Origin of the sequence: Actinokineospora xionganensis, from assembly GCF_014323725.1 — a bacterium.
Classification (GTDB): Bacteria; Actinomycetota; Actinomycetes; order Mycobacteriales; family Pseudonocardiaceae; genus Actinokineospora; species Actinokineospora xionganensis.
On record NZ_JABVED010000003.1, the window covers coordinates 271,959 to 288,277 of the forward strand.

At 70.2% G+C, this 16,319-nt stretch carries 15 protein-coding genes; 8 read left to right on the plus strand and 7 right to left on the minus strand.

Going from position 1 to position 16,319, the window contains the following annotated elements:
• Positions 1-355 precede the first annotated feature (355 nt).
• Complete coding sequence (locus GPZ80_RS32505; RefSeq protein WP_246476852.1) at positions 356-1,009, plus strand: hypothetical protein; 654 nt, start codon at positions 356-358, stop codon at positions 1,007-1,009.
• On the opposite strand, the gene GPZ80_RS07560 is transcribed toward GPZ80_RS32505, so the two are convergent.
• Complete coding sequence (locus GPZ80_RS07560) at positions 1,002-2,015, minus strand: LLM class F420-dependent oxidoreductase (RefSeq protein ID WP_187219430.1); 1,014 nt, start codon at positions 2,013-2,015, stop codon at positions 1,002-1,004. The two genes, GPZ80_RS32505 and GPZ80_RS07560, sit on opposite strands and share 8 nt — an antisense overlap.
• 152 nt (positions 2,016-2,167) lie before the next feature.
• Between GPZ80_RS07560 and GPZ80_RS07565 the strand changes: the two genes are divergently transcribed.
• Positions 2,168-3,166, plus strand: a complete 999-nt coding sequence (locus GPZ80_RS07565) for a LysR family transcriptional regulator (RefSeq protein ID WP_187219432.1) — start codon at positions 2,168-2,170, stop codon at positions 3,164-3,166.
• Positions 3,167-3,170: 4 nt separating this feature from the next.
• Here GPZ80_RS07565 and GPZ80_RS07570 read toward each other — a convergent pair whose 3' ends face one another.
• Positions 3,171-3,626 carry a DUF4442 domain-containing protein gene (locus tag GPZ80_RS07570; RefSeq protein ID WP_187219434.1) on the minus strand — a complete coding sequence of 152 codons (456 nt, stop codon included), beginning with the start codon at positions 3,624-3,626 and terminating at the stop codon, positions 3,171-3,173.
• A gap of 55 nt (positions 3,627-3,681) precedes the next feature.
• On the opposite strand from GPZ80_RS07570, the gene glyA reads away from it, so the two are divergent.
• From glyA to GPZ80_RS07585, 3 genes are all read left to right on the plus strand, one after another.
• Positions 3,682-4,935 carry a serine hydroxymethyltransferase gene (glyA, locus tag GPZ80_RS07575; protein ID WP_187219436.1) on the plus strand — a complete coding sequence of 418 codons (1,254 nt, stop codon included), beginning with the start codon at positions 3,682-3,684 and terminating at the stop codon, positions 4,933-4,935.
• A 101-nt stretch (positions 4,936-5,036) separates the two neighbouring features.
• Positions 5,037-5,561: a MarR family winged helix-turn-helix transcriptional regulator gene (locus GPZ80_RS07580; protein WP_187219438.1), complete on the plus strand. Its 525-nt coding sequence runs from the start codon at positions 5,037-5,039 to the stop codon at positions 5,559-5,561.
• Entirely contained in the window at positions 5,558-7,192 is a 1,635-nt protein-coding gene (locus tag GPZ80_RS07585; RefSeq protein ID WP_187219440.1) for an MDR family MFS transporter, read from the plus strand. Before GPZ80_RS07580 ends, GPZ80_RS07585 begins: the two co-directional genes overlap by 4 nt.
• A 54-nt stretch (positions 7,193-7,246) precedes the next feature.
• Here GPZ80_RS07585 and GPZ80_RS07590 read toward each other — a convergent pair whose 3' ends face one another.
• From GPZ80_RS07590 to GPZ80_RS07610, 5 genes are all read right to left on the minus strand, one after another.
• On the minus strand, positions 7,247-8,011 hold the full coding sequence (locus tag GPZ80_RS07590) for a dioxygenase family protein (RefSeq protein WP_187219442.1): 765 nt from the start codon (positions 8,009-8,011) through the stop codon (positions 7,247-7,249).
• 101 nt (positions 8,012-8,112) lie between these two features.
• Positions 8,113-8,610 carry an inorganic diphosphatase gene (locus tag GPZ80_RS07595; protein WP_091379924.1) on the minus strand — a complete coding sequence of 166 codons (498 nt, stop codon included), beginning with the start codon at positions 8,608-8,610 and terminating at the stop codon, positions 8,113-8,115.
• Positions 8,611-9,093: 483 nt separating this feature from the next.
• Positions 9,094-9,441, minus strand: coding sequence for a hypothetical protein (locus tag GPZ80_RS07600; protein ID WP_187219444.1), 348 nt, complete (start codon positions 9,439-9,441; stop codon positions 9,094-9,096).
• A gap of 141 nt (positions 9,442-9,582) precedes the next feature.
• On the minus strand, positions 9,583-9,741 hold the full coding sequence (locus GPZ80_RS07605; RefSeq protein WP_187219446.1) for a hypothetical protein: 159 nt from the start codon (positions 9,739-9,741) through the stop codon (positions 9,583-9,585).
• Between the two features lie 21 nt (positions 9,742-9,762).
• Positions 9,763-10,050: a hypothetical protein gene (locus tag GPZ80_RS07610; protein WP_187219447.1), complete on the minus strand. Its 288-nt coding sequence runs from the start codon at positions 10,048-10,050 to the stop codon at positions 9,763-9,765.
• Between the two features lie 6 nt (positions 10,051-10,056).
• On the opposite strand from GPZ80_RS07610, the gene dacB reads away from it, so the two are divergent.
• The 3 genes from dacB to tilS are packed head-to-tail and all read left to right on the plus strand — an operon-like array spanning position 10,057 to position 16,309.
• A complete protein-coding gene (gene dacB / locus GPZ80_RS33620; protein WP_187219449.1) occupies positions 10,057-14,268 on the plus strand; it encodes a D-alanyl-D-alanine carboxypeptidase/D-alanyl-D-alanine endopeptidase in 4,212 nt (1,403 codons plus the stop codon).
• A 41-nt stretch (positions 14,269-14,309) separates the two neighbouring features.
• A complete protein-coding gene (locus GPZ80_RS07620; protein ID WP_187219780.1) occupies positions 14,310-15,347 on the plus strand; it encodes an Rv3626c family coenzyme F420 biosynthesis-associated protein in 1,038 nt (345 codons plus the stop codon).
• Complete coding sequence (gene tilS, locus GPZ80_RS07625) at positions 15,344-16,309, plus strand: tRNA lysidine(34) synthetase TilS (RefSeq protein WP_187219451.1); 966 nt, start codon at positions 15,344-15,346, stop codon at positions 16,307-16,309. The genes GPZ80_RS07620 and tilS overlap by 4 nt, the downstream gene beginning before the upstream one ends.
• Positions 16,310-16,319: the final 10 nt, after the last annotated feature.

Consider the following 16,319-nt stretch of genomic DNA (forward strand, 5'->3'; position numbering starts at 1 on the left):
AACGGGCCCGATTGAGGCGGAATGCTACAGCGAGTTGATACTCGCCGGAGCGTTCCATCGGACGAGGGAAGTAGCCGTGCGCAGTGTTAGACGCTTAATGGGCATCGTCGTTGCGACAGTTGTCGTGACGCTAGCGGTCCTGCCAGTGACCCAGGCCTCTGCCCAGCAGCAGCCTGACCCCTTGACGGCTTTCGCATCGCCCACGTCCGGGCCGGCCGGGCAGTCATTCAAGATCAACTGGACGGTAAACGCCAAGGAGGGGTGCAACCAGATCTCCGTGACTGGGGCACCCGTCAATCCCGGCACAGTCAATGTGCCGCTCACGCGACCGACCAGCGGCACGATCACGATGTCCGTGCCACGAACCGCTGAACAGCGCCAATACAACATGACCGTCTACTGCTCGGTCTCAAAGGTGCCGGTCGGCTACGCGGTCAGGGGCGTGCTGCCGGAGCCCACCACGACCACAACCCGACCTCCGGTCACCACCACTAACCCGCCGGTCACCACCACGACCAAGCCCCCGGTGGTCACCACGACCACCCGTCGCCCCACCACGACCACCACGCGGCCGACGACGACCACCACCACTCCCGTCACCACCACGACGGAGACCACGCCGCCCACCACTGACGTCCCCACCACGACGCCGGAGATCACAACGGTCCCCGAGCCCAAGCGGGACCTCAAGCTCGACCGTGAGGCCATCCAGCCCGGTGATTCCCTCGAAGCCACCGGCCGCGGTTGCGACCCCAACCACACCGTTCTACTGACCTCCGGTGGCGAGAAGGTCGGCGCGACCGTCGCGGACGGTCAGGGTGAGTTCCGGACGAAGGTGCAGTTCAGCAAGATCGTGCCCGGTCGCCACCTGATCGCCGCCGAGTGCGGCATCGTCCTCACCGGCGCCGTCGACCAACTCGTCACCAGTTCCACCGGCGGCAGTTCGAGCACCTTGGTCATCCTGGTCTTCTTCGTCCTCGCGGGCGCCGCCCTCATCCGCTTCACATAGCTCGCATCGCCCGGAACGCCCGCTCCCACCGAGCGGGGTCCGGCGCGTGCGCGGCGGTCAGCGTGATCCGGTGCGCGACGTCGCCGTAGCGGCGAACCACCTCGGTGGCCACCTCCTCGGGCGCGCCCACCACGGCGAACGCGGTGAGCACCTCGTCGTCGATCAGCGCGGCCATCTCGTCCCACCGGCCGCGCTTGGACAGGGCGTTGAGGTCGGTCTGCAGGTCGCCCCAGCCGTGCAGTTCGAGCACGGCCCGGTAGGCGGGGGTGGAGCCGTAGAAGGCGATCTGCTTGCGCACCTCGGTCGCCGCGATCGCCATCTCCGCCTCCGACGTCCCCGTCACGACGAACGACGGTCCACTGATCTCGAAGCCCGCCAACGGTTTCCCGGCCGTGGCCCGACCGCGCTCGATCGCGGGCAGCGTGACCTCGCGCAGGTACCGCTCGGTGCTGAAGCTGTGACACAGCAGGCCGTCGGCGACTTCGCCCGCGACCTCGGTCATCCGGGGTCCGACGGCGGCGAGGTAGACCTTCGGGTTGCCGTGCGGGTTGGGGCCCGGGTCGAAGAACGGTGTCATCAGCGTGTGGCTGTAGAACTCGCCGCGGAACGCCAGGCGCTCGCCGGTCTCCCAGGCCCGCCAGATCGCGCGGACGGCGAGGACGAACTCGCGCATCCGGGCGGCCGGACTCGACCACGGCATTCCGAACCGCTTGGTGATGTGCGGCTGGATCTGCGACCCCAGCCCGAGCACGAACCGGCCCCCGGACAGCCCGTGCAGGTCATTGGCCTGCACGGCGACGGTCATCGGGTTGCGGGCGAAGGCCACGGCGATGCCGGTGATCAGCTCGATCCGCGAAGTGCGGTCGGCGGCGACGGCCAGCGCGACGAACGGGTCCAGCTGGGTCTCGGCGACCCACGCGCCGTCGTATCCGGCTTGCTCGGCGGCCACGATCGCGTCGGCGGCCTGGGCCACGGTCTTGGCGTAGCCGCCCGAATCCAGCTTCATCGCTCGACCCTACAAAGCCCTTCGCCCCGGGCCTGGCCGGGTGCGGCCGGCCAAGCCCGGGGCGAAGGGTTGCGAACAGCAATGAAGTTGTGTTCGCAATATCGACTGTTCCGGTAGCCGACTCACATCCGATCCGGGTATCAATTGTTCTTATGGCCGAACTTGAGATCCGTCACCTGCGGGCGATCTGCGCCATCGCCGATGAGGGGAGCGTGTCCCGGGCCGCGATCCGACTCGGTGTCACCCAGCCCGCGCTCACCGCGCAACTGCGCTCCATCGAGCGGCTGATCGGCGGCGAGCTGTTCCGGCGTTCGCCCAACGGCAGTGTGCCGACCGAACTGGGCCGCAGCGTGGTCCGCTCGGCCCGGATCGTGCTGGAGGACATGTCCGCGCTGCTGGCCACGGCCCGCTCACACGTGCGTCAGCCGGGGAAGACGCCGCTGGTCATCGCCTCGACTCCGCTGCTGTTCACCAGCGCGCTGATCGGCGAGTTGCGGGCGTGGTTCGCCGCCGAGCTGCGCACCGAGATCGACTCGTCGGCGCCCGCGCTGCTCGACCTCGTCGTCGCCAAGCAGGCCGACCTCGCCATCTTCGAGAAGTTCGAGGGGATGGAGCACCGCACGCTGACCGACGTCGAGGTGCGGACGATCGTCGAGGAGCCGCAGTTCGTCGCGCTCAGCGCGGACAGCCCGCTCGCCGACCAGGACGAGATCGACCTGATCGACCTGGCCGACCTCGACTGGGTCGTCCCCCCGCCGGACCAGGACAGCATGCGGCTGAGGTTCCGCTCGACGTGTGAGTCGCTCGGCTTCACCCCGCGCATCACCCACCACGTCACCGAGGGCCGCACGGCCATGGCGCTGGCCGCGGCGGGCGCGGTCTGCCTGGCCCAGCCCGCCTCGCTGGGCGGCCCGGGTTTCGTCATCCGGCCGCTGCGCGGATCGGTCCTGAGCGTGCCCGTGGTCGTGGTCATCCGGCTCGACGGGATGTTCGCCGCCCGCAGGCAGGAGGTCTACGCCTGCGTCGCCCACGCCTACCGCTCGATCGTGGAGCGCAACCCGACGTACGCGAAGTGGTGGGACAAACACCCCGAGGCCCACACCGACCTCGACGCGGCCCTTGCCCTTCCGCGGCCGAGCCGACCCAGCTGATGACTCAGGCTTTGATCGGCTTCAGGGTCCACAGCACGGTCATCTCCGCTGTGGTCACGCCTTCGGCGTTTCGGATGGTGCAGTCGACGGCGAACTCGGGGCGCTGTCCGGCGTCGAGTTCGGCGATCACCTCGGCGGCGGGCCTGGTCAGCACGGCCTCCGCCGTCAGGTTGCCGCGCGCGAGCTTCTTGTAGCGGATCTCGGAGCTGACGACCAGCGGGGTCGCGCGCCCCATCTGCTCGGAGAAGGACGCCAGACCCACCGCACCGGACGCTGTCTCGGCGAGTCCGAACATCACCGCCGCGTGCGGCCCGCCGACGTGGTTGCGCTGGTTCTCCACGTCGGTCAGCTCGCACACCACCCGGTCGGCCGCCACTTCGGTGAACTCCACGCCCGCCGTGGTGACCCAGGGGACGGTCTTCTTCATCGCGTCGGCGACCCAGCCGTAGTCAGTGCTCATGAAGTGCACATTACTCGCCGGTAACTTGGGTTGGCCAGCGCGATAGAATCGGGGCATGCATGAGCCCGCGCTGTCCCACCTCGCCGCGTCCGATCCCGCCATCGCCGAGCTGGTCGAAGGCGAGGCCCGCAGGCAGTTCGAGAAGATCCGGCTCATCGCCTCGGAGAACTATGTCTCCACCGCGGTGCTCGAGGCGACCGGCTCGGTGCTGACGAACAAGTACTCCGAGGGCTACGCGGGCAAGCGCTACTACGAGGGCCAGCAGTACATCGACCAGGTCGAGAAGCTGGCGATCCAGCGGGCCAAGGACGTCTTCGGCGTCGAGCACGCCAACGTGCAGCCGTACTCCGGCTCGCCCGCGAACCTCGCCGTCTACCTCGCCCTGGCCAACCCCGGCGACACCGTCATGGGCATGGCGCTGCCCGCGGGCGGCCACCTGACCCACGGCTGGAGCGTCTCGGCCACCGGCAAGTGGTTCCGCGCGGTGCAGTACGGGGTGCGCAAGGACACCGGCCGCGTCGACATGGACGAGGTGCGCGAACTCGCGCTGGCCGAGCGGCCCAAGCTGATCTTCTGCGGCGGCACCGCCATCCCTCGCACCATCGACTTCCCGGCGTTCGCCGAGATCGCCCGCGAGGTCGACGCCGTGCTCGTCGCCGACATCGCGCACATCGCCGGCCTGGTCGCAGGCGGCGCGCACCCCTCCCCGGTGGGCCACGCGCAGATCATCTCGACCACCACGCACAAGACCCTGCGCGGACCGCGCGGCGCGATGCTGATGTCCGACGCCGCGCACGCGAAGGCCCTGGACAAGGCCGTGTTCCCCGGTCTGCAAGGCGGCCCGCACAACCACACGACCGCCGCCATCGCCGTGGCTCTCGCCGAGGCCGCCCGGCCCGACTTCCGCGACTACGCGGCCGGGATCGTCGCCAACGCCAAAGCCCTTGCCGACGCGCTGACCGAGCGCGGCTTCGATCTGGTCTCCGGCGGCACCGACAACCACCTGATCCTGGTCGACCTGACCAGCAAGGGAGTCGCGGGCAAGCCTGCCGCCCAGGCGCTGGACCGTGCGGGCGTCGAGCTGAACTACAACTCCGTGCCCTTCGACCCGCGCAAGCCCTTTGACCCGTCCGGCATCCGGCTCGGCACCGCCGCGATCACCACCCGCGGCTTGGGCGTCGAGCAGATGCCGCAGCTGGCCGCGTGGATCGACCGCGCGGTCGGTGCGAGCGACGAGGCGGAGATCGACGCCGTGGCCGCTGAGGTGCGCGAACTGCTTGCCGGCTACCCGATGCCGGGGTGGATCTGACGCGAGCGGCGTCACACGAAAAACAAGTTGCATGCACCAACTTAAAAGTGCATGCTTGTATCGACCAACTAATTGGATGATGCAAGCAAGTGGGAGCAGTCATGGCCGCCTCGGAAGTCGAGACAGCGCCGCTCACTGACCGCGATCTGGACAACGGGCAGCGACTCGCCAGCGTGCTCTTCGCGTTCGGCAAACAGCAGGCCACGGTCTCGGCGCGGATGAGCAAGGCGGGCGTCGACCGCTCCGCGATCATCGTCCTGAAGACCCTGGTGATGCTGGGTCCGGTCCGGTCGAGTGTGCTCGCGGGGGCGATCCACTCCGACCCTTCGACGGTCAGCCGACAAGTCGCCACGCTGGTCAAAGACGGCCTTGTGGAGCGCCGCGCGGATCCGGAAGACGGCCGCGCCAGCCTCCTCGCCGCCACCCCGGAAGGCCTCGCACTCCTGGAAGCCAATCGGGCACGGTTCGCCGTGTCCCTGGCCCGGATGGTCCGCCACTGGGAACCCGCTGACCTCGACCAGTTCATCGAGCTGTTCGAGCGCTTCCTCAGCGATCACGAGAACTACCTACCGACTCTGATCAGCGAATGCGCCCAACCGGTGCGTTCTGAAGGGGGGAACCAATGACCGCGCCGACGACCTCGGACGCCGCTCCAGGGCAACTGACCCACCGGCAGATCCTCACGGTTCTGTCCGGCCTCATGCTCGGCATGCTGCTCGCGGCACTGGACCAGACGATCATGGCCTCGGCCATGAAGACCATCGCCGACCAACTGCACGGCCAGACGATCCAGGCCTGGGCGACCACCGCCTACCTGATCACGGCCACCATCTCGACTCCGCTGTACGGCAAGCTCTCCGACATCTTCGGCCGCAAGCCGATGTACCTGACGGCGATCTCGTTCTTCCTGCTCGGCTCGGTGCTCTCGGGCATCGCGGGCTCCATGTACGAACTCGCCGCCTACCGCGCGGTGCAGGGTCTCGGCGCGGGCGGCCTGATGTCGCTGGCGCTGGCGATCATCGCCGACATGGTGGCTCCCCGGGAGCGCAGCAAGTACCAGAGCTACTTCATGGGCGTGTGGGGACTGTCCAGTGTGGCTGGTCCGGTCGTCGGCGGGTTCTTCGCCGGACTCGACGACTTCCTCGGCATCGAGGGCTGGCGCTGGGTGTTCCTGCTCAATGTGCCCATCGCCCTGGTCGCGCTGGCCGTCGTGGCCCGCCACCTCAACGTGCCGCACAAGCCGGTTCCGCAGAAGGTCGACTACGTCGGCGCGATCCTGCTGACCGTCGGCCTGGTGCCGCTGCTGATCATCGCCGAACAGGGTCGCCAGTGGGGCTGGGCCTCCGGGCGTGCCCTCGCGATGTACGGCATCGGCGTGGTCGGTCTCGTCGCGTTCTGGTTCAACGAGCGCCGGATGGGCGACGCGGCGCTGCTGCCCCTGCGGCTGTTCGGCAAGCAGTTCTCGCTGATCAACGCCGTCAACTTCATCATGGGTGTCGGCATGTTCGGCATGATGATGTCGCTGCCGCTGTACCTGCAGATCGTCAAGGGCGCGTCGCCGACCGAGTCCGGTCTGATGACGCTGCCGCTGACCTTCGGCATCCTCGCGGCCGCGATCATCAGCGGCCGGATGATCAGCCGGTCGGGCCGGTACCGGATCTTCCCGGTCGTCGGACTCGGCCTGACGGCGGCGTCGCTGTTCCTGTTCGCGCGGATCGGCGTCGACACCCCGCTGTGGGCCACCATGTTGATCATGGTGCTGGCGGGCGCGGGTCTCGGCCTGTGCATGCAGCCGCTGATCCTGGCCATCCAGAACGATGTCGACCCGCGCGACATCGGCGTGGCCACCTCCACGGCGACGTTCTTCCGGTCCATCGGCGGCACGGTGGGCACCGCGGTGTTCCTGTCCATCCTGTTCACCGTGGTCGGCGACCGGATCTCCGACGCCTTCGGCTCGGTGCGCACCGACCCGGCGTTCACCGAGGCGCTCACGCAGAACCCGCAGTTCGCGGCGTCGCTGCAGGGCGGGATCGACCTGAACAACACACAGTTCCTCAACGGTCTCGACCCGACACTCGCCCGGCCGATCCTGACCGGGTTCTCCAGCTCGCTGGACACGGTGTTCCTGGTCGGCGGCGTGGTGGTGCTGGCGGCGTTCGCGCTGATCTGGTTCCTCAAGGAGACGCCGCTGTCGACCAAGTCCGGTCTGCAGCGGATCGCCGAGGAGGACGCACCCGCGCCGGTCGCGGTGCATTGATCTCGTCCTGAAGGAGGCCCCCGGTTTGCGGTTCAAGTTCGCGCCGGGGCCTCCTCATATCCCGATCGTGAGGGTGGCGGTGTAGCCGCTGCCGACGTCGCCGGTCACGGTCGCCAACTGGGTGTCGTGGCCGTCGCGGAAGACGATGTCGGATTCGAGGGAGGTGCGCCCCAGGTTGCGGACGCTCTGGGTGTAGCCGTCGGTCGCGTACACCGCGTCGCAGACGTCCTCGGGTAGGGCGAGCTGCGACGTCGCGGTCGGCTCACCCGCCTTGGTGGCTTCGGCGAGGCTCGGATAGACCTCGAAGTGGATGTGTGGCCAGCGTCCCGAGTAGGCGGCGGGGAAGACACTGGTGAACCGCACCTTGCCCGCGGCGTCGGTCTCCTGGACGCCGCGCAGGTAGTTCTCGCCGGTGACGCCGGGGGAGTACATCGAGTACCTGCCGTCGATGTCGCAGTGCCAGAGGTAGACCGCGGCCTTGCCCAGCGGAGCGCAGTCCTTGGTGACGACCAGGTCGATGGTCAGCGGGATGCCTGCGGCGGTGGTGGTGGTGGTGGAGCCGAAGCTGGAGCGGATGTCGCCGCGCACGATGCCGCTCTCGGTCAGCACGTTCGGGCCGTTGGAGCCGTCGCCGGGATACGGGCCCGCGGTCTCCGCCGGGATCTTCTCGGCGCACTCGCCCGCCGCGGTGCTCGTGGTGGTGGTCGTGGTCGTGGAGCAGCCCGCGAGGGCGAGCCCGGCGCCGCCCAGCAGGGTGAGCATCCGCCGTCGGCCGAGCGTGGCCAGGTCGAAGGCGAGTCCGCGGTCGTGGTCGTCCATGCACCCATGGTCTGCCCGGCACCTGGGTGTCCGCTGTGTGGAGCCTGTGACGACGAGAAGCCCCGCGCGGCGCTGCCGTGCGGGGCTTTCTCGGGGTGGAGCTAGTGCGGCAGGCCGCCTTCGTCCTTGAGTCGCTTGTACGACCGGTGGATCTCAGCCTCGGCCTCGGTGCGGCCGACCCAGCTGGCGCCCTCGACGCTCTTGCCGGGCTCGAGGTCCTTGTAGACCTCGAAGAAGTGCTGGATCTCCAGGCGGTGGTACTCCGCAAGGTGGTGGATGTCGCGCAGGTGCTCGGTCCGCGGGTCGTGCGCCGGGACGCACAGGACCTTGTCGTCGCCACCCTTCTCGTCGGTCATGCGGAACATGCCGATCGCGCGGGCGCGAATGAGGCAACCGGGGAAGGTCGGCTCCTGCACCAGGACCAACGCGTCCAGGGGGTCACCGTCCTCGCCAAGGGTGTTGTCCACGAAGCCGTAGTCGGCCGGGTACTGCGTGGCGGTGAACAGGGTGCGGTCGAGCTTGATGCGCCCCGACTCATGGTCCATCTCGTACTTGTTTCGATTTCCCTTGGGGATCTCGATGGTGACGTCGAACTCCACGCCGTCCCTCAATCGTCTCGGCTGTCCTCGTTACGCCACTAGTGTGGACCACGGCATCCCGATGGCCCGAACCGAACTGGGTCGATGGGGGTGTGAGATTCAGCGGGGGGTAGGGGAGGAACGCGGGTGCCCGAGCACGGCCAGTCGGATCGACCGAACCGACGCACATCTCAAACGCAGGGCTCTGACCAGCAGGAACGCTCGGATCTCGCCGATTCTCCCGTCCCTACCTGGCCCGCGGGCGAGGACGAACTGTGGCCGTCGCTCGACGATGACGAAGTTCCCGCCGCGCCGAAGCCCGCCGACCACGCGCCGTTACGTGACGAGACCCACGTCGAAGAAGCCCCCCAGACTCCCCCAGCGACAACCACCCGGCCGAGTGAATCCGCGGAAAACTTCGCCTGGCCGACCGCCGATTCGGTCGCTGTCGGTGAGCCGCAGCCGCCCTCGGCGGCCGCGTGGCCCACGGAGGACGGCTTCCCCTCAGTCGACCCGGACCCGATTCCGGCCCTTGGGTTCCCGGTGGTGGACCCGATTCCGGCCCTTGGGTTCCCGGTGGTGGACCCGGAGACGCCGGTCTCCGAGCCGGTGGACGAGTCCGTCGTCGAGGAACCCCCAGCGCTGGTAGCCGACGAAGCGGTGGTCGGCCACGAGTCCCCGGCTGTCGACGAGCCCGTCGCCGAGGAAACGACCGCCGACGAGCGGGTGTCCGCTGAGGACGAACTGGTCGAGGCCCACGAGCCCGCGCTTGGCGCCGAGGCGGCAGCTGCTGACGGATCGGGCGATGGCGAGCAGGCCCAGGCGGCCGATGAGGCGCAGGTTGTTGGCCACCAGGACTCGGTTGAGCCTGTCCCTGCTGACAAGCCATCGGCTGTAGACGATTCAGCGGTTGTCGACGAGTCGTCGGATGTCGACGAGCCCTCGGTTGCGGACCACGAGCCGGTTGTTGACGAGACGCCGGATGCCGGCGAGTCACCGGTTGTCGATGAGTCGCCGGTTGTTGACTCGCCGGTTGTTGACCAGGCATCGGTGGGTGACGAGGACCTGGATGGCCACGCCGCAGTTGGCGACGACGCGGCTGCTGGTGGCCAAGGTGCTGTTAGTGACGAGGCCGGTGTTTCGGCGGTCCACGAGTCGGACGTTGTCGATGAGTCATCCGTTGTTGCCCCCGCCCCGGTTGTCGACGAAGCGCCAGTCGTCGACGAAGCGCCAGCTATCGACGAAGCGGCTGTGGTCGGCGAGGCGGCGGTCGTTGCGGACTCGCTGGTTGTTGATCAGGCGTCTGTGGTTGGCGAGCCCCCGGTTACTGAGCAAGCGCCCATGGTTGGCGAGGCGCCGGCTGTTGGTGAGGCGCCTGTGGTGGGCGAGGCGGCGGTTGTTGAGGAGCCTCCGGTTGTTGACCAGGCGGCGGTTGTTGACGAACCGCCGGCTGTCGACCAAGCGCCCGTGGTTGGCGAGGCCGTTGGTGGCGAAGCCCCGGCCGTCAACGAATCTGGGTTTGTCGAGGAGCCGCCTGCTGTCGGTGAGACGGCGGTCGTCGAAGACCCGGCTGAGCGGTCGGATGTCGAGCCGCCTGCTGACAGCGTCGGGACTGAAGCGGCAGGCCGGGATTCCGGCGGTGCTGCGTCTGAGATCGTCGAGCCCGATGTCGGTTCCACCCCAGAGGTAGAGGGTGACGACGGTTCGGTGGTCCGGGAGGCGCCTGCCGGCGACCCTGGTGCGGCCGAGACCTCTCGGCTTCAGGTGCCCGAGGGCAAGACCGTTCCCACCCGCAAGCCGACCGTGCCCCCGCTGCCGGTCCCACCGCCGACCGTCGTCCGCGCACCGCTGCCCCGGCCGACGACGCCCAAGCGTCCGCCACGCCAGCCCGCCGCTCCGCAGGCCTCGGCGAGCACGGCCGAGACCACCCAGTTCATCGCCCGGCCGTCGCTTCCCCAGCCTCCCGCCCGGCCCGTCCTGCCGCCTCGCCAGCCCGCACGACCCACCGGCCCGGACATCACGGCGTCGCGGTCGGAGGATGTCGCCGGGACGGCGGCAGCGAGCGAGGCGGCTGATGGTGGGCCGGATCCCGGCGCCGCGGAAAGCACGACCTACTTCAGGCCGGTCCAACGCCCCGAAGCCGCAAGTGGCGACGACCAGGTCTCCGCTGCCGAAGAGGCGACCGAACCCGCGCCCGCCGAGCCGATTGCCGCCGCGGAACCCCGGTCGGAGGTCGAAGAGGCGCAGTCGCCCGATGCGGACCACCCGGCCCCCGAGTACCCCGCGCCCACGGCCGAGGGGACGTACTTCACGCCGGTTGACCGCGACGAGACCCAGCCGCCCGACTCCGACGAGGATCACCCGGCATCGGAGCGCCTTGCGGATGATCTCGCCGCATTCGGCGAGCCCGTTCCCGGGCCGGATGGCACGACGTCCGTCGCGCCGATGGACCGTCCGGTCGAGGCCGATTCGCACGAGGCCGATTCGCACGAGGCCGATTCGCACGAGGCCGATTCGCACGACCCTGACTCGCCCGAGGATGACTCGCCCGAGGCTGACGAAGCGCGCCGGGCAGCCGAGGGTGGTTCGGATGCTGTCGCCGACTCCGCATTCGGCGAGTCGATTCCCGAGCCGGATGGCACGACGTTTGTCGCGCCGGTGGGCCGCTCGGTCGAGGTCGAGTCCCGCGAGGTGGATGAGGCGCGGGCTCGTGAGGGTCATCGGGATGCCGGCGCCGACTCTCCAGTTGGCGAGCCTGCTTCAGAAGACGCGACCTTTGTCGCTCCGGTCCGTCAGCCGGACGAGGTCGAGGCGCCTGAGGTGGATGACTCCGGCGGCGATCACGGCGTCTCCGACTCGGTGGTCGAGCAGGAGGGCGCGACCCTTGTTGCGCCCGTTCATCGGTCGTCAGAGGACGACTGGCGTCGTTCGGATTTCGACGAGGACCGCTCGGCAGCCGAGCGGCGTGCGGACGACGCCGGTCATTCGGCCGAACCGGTTCGGTCGGACGAACCCGAAGCGGACTGGCGTCGTGCGGAGGCCGGCGAGGACCGTCCGGACGGCGCCTCCGACTCTCCTGCCGAGAGCACCACCTATTTCGCGCCGGCCCGGCGGTCTCAAGAGGCTCCGCCGCTCGAACCCGGTTGGCAGCGCTCAGATTCCGGTGATGGGCAGCCCGGGGGCGAGCACGTCGCCGCCGCGGAGAGCACCACCTATTTCTCTCCGGTGACGCGGCCGGAAGGCGAAGCGCCACCCCGGACTGACTGGCACCGCGAAGACGCTGAGGAAGCCCACGCGGCGGAGTCCGGCTCCACGGATCGCTCCTATGAGGACAGTGAGCAGCCGTCGGCTTGGTCGATCGACGCGGACCGCCCGCCTGCCGAGACCTCGCATCCGGAGGCCGACGAGCTTCGGGCCGAAGAGGCTGAGCAAGCCGCTGCCCAGGATTCGCAGGGGTCGATCGCGGAGCCGGTGGATCACGGCCAGTCGCCTTCGGCGTGGCGCACCGAGGACCGCAGAACGGACCGGGAGCGCGAGCCGGCTTGGCGTGCGGACGATCGGCCTGAGGCCGCCACGCCAGATCCCGCGGCGCAGGATCCGGGCCGGCGTGGGCCTGGTCCCGACCTGATCGAGGACCGGACCTGGCAGTCCACCGAGAACGCCGCTTTCGAGGCCGGCACCACCTACCTCGACCTGTCCCGCCTGCCGGCCGCCGAGCGGCCCGGGGCCGGACTCGACTCGCCGCGGACTGACTCGTTCGGCAGGCCCTATCCGTCGCACCCTCAAGACGCCGACCGCCACCCCGGCGACTCAGGTCTCGCCCGGCCGGACCAGCGCCACCCCGATGAGGCGCCCCGGTGGGATCAGGCCCACCGCGGCGACGCCGGGTTCACCCCCGGCGTGGCGCGCCCGAACCAGTTCCGTGCCGACCCGCGCCGACCGGACGCCCGACCCGATGGCCGGCTGGACAGCCGTCCCGACGGCAGGCCAAACGGTCAACCCGACCAGCGCCACCCCAACGACTCAGGCTTCACTCAGCCGCACGGCTACCCGGCGCCCGGACGCCCCGATCCCCACGCGCCCAACCGGGGTCCGCAGGGCTACGACCCCACGCGCCGGGTCGGGCCGCGGTCCTACCCCGGCATGGAGCCCGCGCAGGCCCGGCACCGCACCGGCCCCGACTCCCTGCGGCGGGAGCCGGTCAACCCGGCCGACGTCGACTCGCTCCGCGACGCTCCCGGCTTCACCCTCGCCGGTGATCGGCCGCGGACCGAAGACCGGCCAGAGCCGCGCAAGCGCAAGGGCCTCCTGGTCGGCGGTGTCGTCGCCGCGGTACTCGCGCTCGCCGCGGGAGCCGTGGTCGCCGTTCCCGGTCTCGCCGCCAAGATCGGCCTGGCGGGCGCGGACGAAGTCGAGATCGCCCCACCCGCGCCCGCCGTCGAGTTCAGCCCGACCCTGCGCGGCCCCGGCTCCGACGTCCCGGCGCCCACCGCCGCGGGCGTGGAGGCCGCGCTCGCCGGCGCCGCGGCCAATCCGGCACTGGGCACACTCACCGGCACGGTGATCGACTCGACTTCCGGTGAGGTGCTCTTCGCGCGGAACCCGACCACCGCCATGGTTCCCGCGTCGACCACGAAGCTGCTCACCTCCGCCGCCGCGCTGCTCGCGCTGCCGCACGCCGAGCAGCTCACGACCCGGGTGGTGGCGGGGGAGAAGCCCGGCTCGGTGATCATCATCGGCGGCGGCGACCCGACGCTTTCCTCGCTGCCCCAAGGCAAGAACTCCGTCTACCCCGGCGCCGCGCACCTCGACGACCTGGTCGCCCAGGTCAAGGCGACCGGACCCGTCGACACCGTCTACGTCGACCTCGGCCGCTACACCGGCCCCCTCGTGGAACCCAGCTGGGACCCCGTCGACGTCCCGGCGGGCTACATCTCGCCGATCGTCCCCGCCATGGTCGACGGCGCTCGGGCCGACCCGACCAAGGCCGTCTCACCGCGATCGGACAACCCTGCCCGCGCGCTGGCCGAGGCGTTCGCCAAGCGGATCGGCGCCAGCGTCCCCGCGAAGGCGCAGGCGACCGCCACGCAAGGGGCCAAGGTGCTCGGCGAGGTGCGGTCGGCTCCCGTCGTCGAGTTGGTCGACAACGCGTTGCAGAGTTCCGACAACGTGCTCGCCGAGACCCTCGCTCGTGAGGTCGCGCGTGCCACGAACCAGGAGACGTCGTTCGCCGGCGGCACCAAGGCCATCGTAGAAACCTTGCGCAGCAACGGTTTCAACGTTACGGGCGTGTCCCTGAGCGACGCGAGCGGGATGTCCGGACAGAACAAGGTCACCGCGGCGCTGCTCGCCGAGGTGCTCAAGGTCGCCGCCGCCCCCGAGGGCTCAGACCCGCGAATCGACAAACTGCGGCCTCTGCTCGGCGGGCTTCCGGTGGCAGGCGGTAGCGGCACACTCGCGAACCGCTACACCGAAGGTGCGGCCTCGGGCAAGGGCTGGGTCCGGGCCAAGACCGGCACCCTGCCCGCGCTGCAGGTGAACTCGCTCGCGGGCGTGGTGCTCGACAAGGACGGCAGGCTCCTGGTGTTCGCCCTGATGACCAACGCCTCGAACACCCTGCAGGCGCAGCCCGCGCTCGACGTGCTCGCCGCCACGCTTCGCCAATGCGGGTGCCGGTAGCGGGTAGCGTCGCGGGTGTGAACGCGGCGACCAGTGCGGACATGGCCGGGTCGACGGGCGAGGTCTCGCCGGTCGACTGGGATCTGGCGGTCTCGACCGCCCAGCGCCTGGTGCGCTCCGGCCCGGCGGTGAGCCGCGAGGAGGCCGACCAGACGGTCGCCCACCTGCGCGCGATCACCACGGTGGCCGAGGGGCACGTCCGCGAGCTCACCGGTCTCGGCCTCGACCTGCCGCTGCTCGAGGGCGATGTGGTCGACCGCGACGGCTGGGTCGAGGCGGCCGTGGACAGCATCGCCGCCCTCACCGCGGGCGCCCTGCCGCAGCGGCCCGGCAAGGTCGCGGGCAGCGTCCTGGCGGCCGGCTCGGGGCTGCAGGCGGGCATGGTGCTGGCCTACCTCGGCAGCCGGGTGCTCGGCCAGTACGACCCCTTCGGCGGCGGCAGCGGCAGGCTCCTGCTCGTCGCGCCCAACATCGTCGCCGCGCAGCGGGCGCTGGACGTGCCGTCCGACGACTTCCAGATGTGGGTCTGCCTGCACGAATGCACCCACCGGCTGCAGTTCACCGCGGTCCCCTGGCTGCGCGACTACTTCCGCGACCAGGTCGCGAGCTTCATCAGCGGGCTCGACGACAGCGCGAACAACGCCTTCACCAGGCTGCCCGAGGTCCTCAAGGCCGCCCGGTCACGCCCGGACCCGGTGGGGATCATGGAGCTGCTCCAGTCGCCCGGGCAGCGCGAGATCTTCGACCGGCTCATCGCCCTGTCGACCCTGCTCGAAGGCCACGCCGACCACGTGATGGACGCCGTAGGACCGCTCGTCGTGCCCAGCGTCGCCACCATCCGCCAGCGCTTCACCGTGCGCAGGCGCGGTGGCGGGGTCCTTGACCGCGTGTTGCGCACCCTCCTCGGCGTCGACGCGAAGATGAAGCAGTACGCCGAGGGCGCCCGGTTCACCAAGCACGTCGTGGACGCGGTCGGCATGGATGGCTTCAACAAGGTGTGGAACTCCCCGGAGACGCTGCCGCTGCGCTCGGAGATCGCCGACCCGGACGCCTGGCTGCGTCGCGTCGCGCACCCGTGACCGGCAAGCCCCATCCCGCGGTCGCCGAGGTGCGGCTGGCCGTCCGCAAGCTGCTCACCGAGGCGAGTCCCGAGTCGCACGTCTGCGTGGCGGTCTCCGGTGGCGCGGACTCGCTCGCACTCGCCGCGGCCACCCAACACGTCGGGTCGCGTATGGGGTTGCGAGTCGTCGGCCTGACCGTCGACCACGGACTGCAAGAGGCCTCGGCCGACACGGCTAAGCGAACCGCGGACCAACTGACCAGCCTCGGCCTCGACGACGCGCGCGTGCTCCCGGTCGTCGTCTCCGGCGCCGGGGGCATGGAGGCCGCCGCCCGCCGAGCCCGCTACGCCGCTCTACGCGCGGGGTCCGACGGTGGCCTGGTCCTCCTCGGACACACCCGCGACGACCAAGCCGAGACCGTCCTGCTCGGACTCGGCCGCGGCTCCGGCCCCCGCTCCATCGCCGGGATGCGCGCGATCGATCCCCCGTGGGGCAGGCCGCTGCTCGACGTGACCCGCCAGACCACCGAGGCCGCGTGCGCGGCGCTCGGGCTGACCCCCTGGCAGGACCCGCACAATCTCGACTCCCGCTTCACCCGTGTCCGCCTCCGCCGCGAAGTCCTGCCGCTGCTCGAAGACGTCCTCAACGGCGGTGTCAGCGCCGCCCTCGCGCGTACCGCCGCGCAATTGCGTGAGGACCTCGCAGCCCTGGACGACCTTGCCGCGGACCTGCTCGAAGCGGCCACGGACGGCGACGACCTGCGAGTGGCGGACCTCACGTCCGCGCCCCCGGCCCTGCGTAGGCGGGTCCTGCGCACCTGGCTGATCCGCGCGGGGACACCTGAACTGACCGACGCGCACTTGCGAGCCACCGACGACCTGGTCGGAAACTGGCGAGGACAGGGCGGGACCGCGTTGCCGGGCGGCTTGGTGGCGAGGCGCGCGCATGGCAGGCTGATTTGCGACAAGCATGAACGTTGAGAGGGGCCCC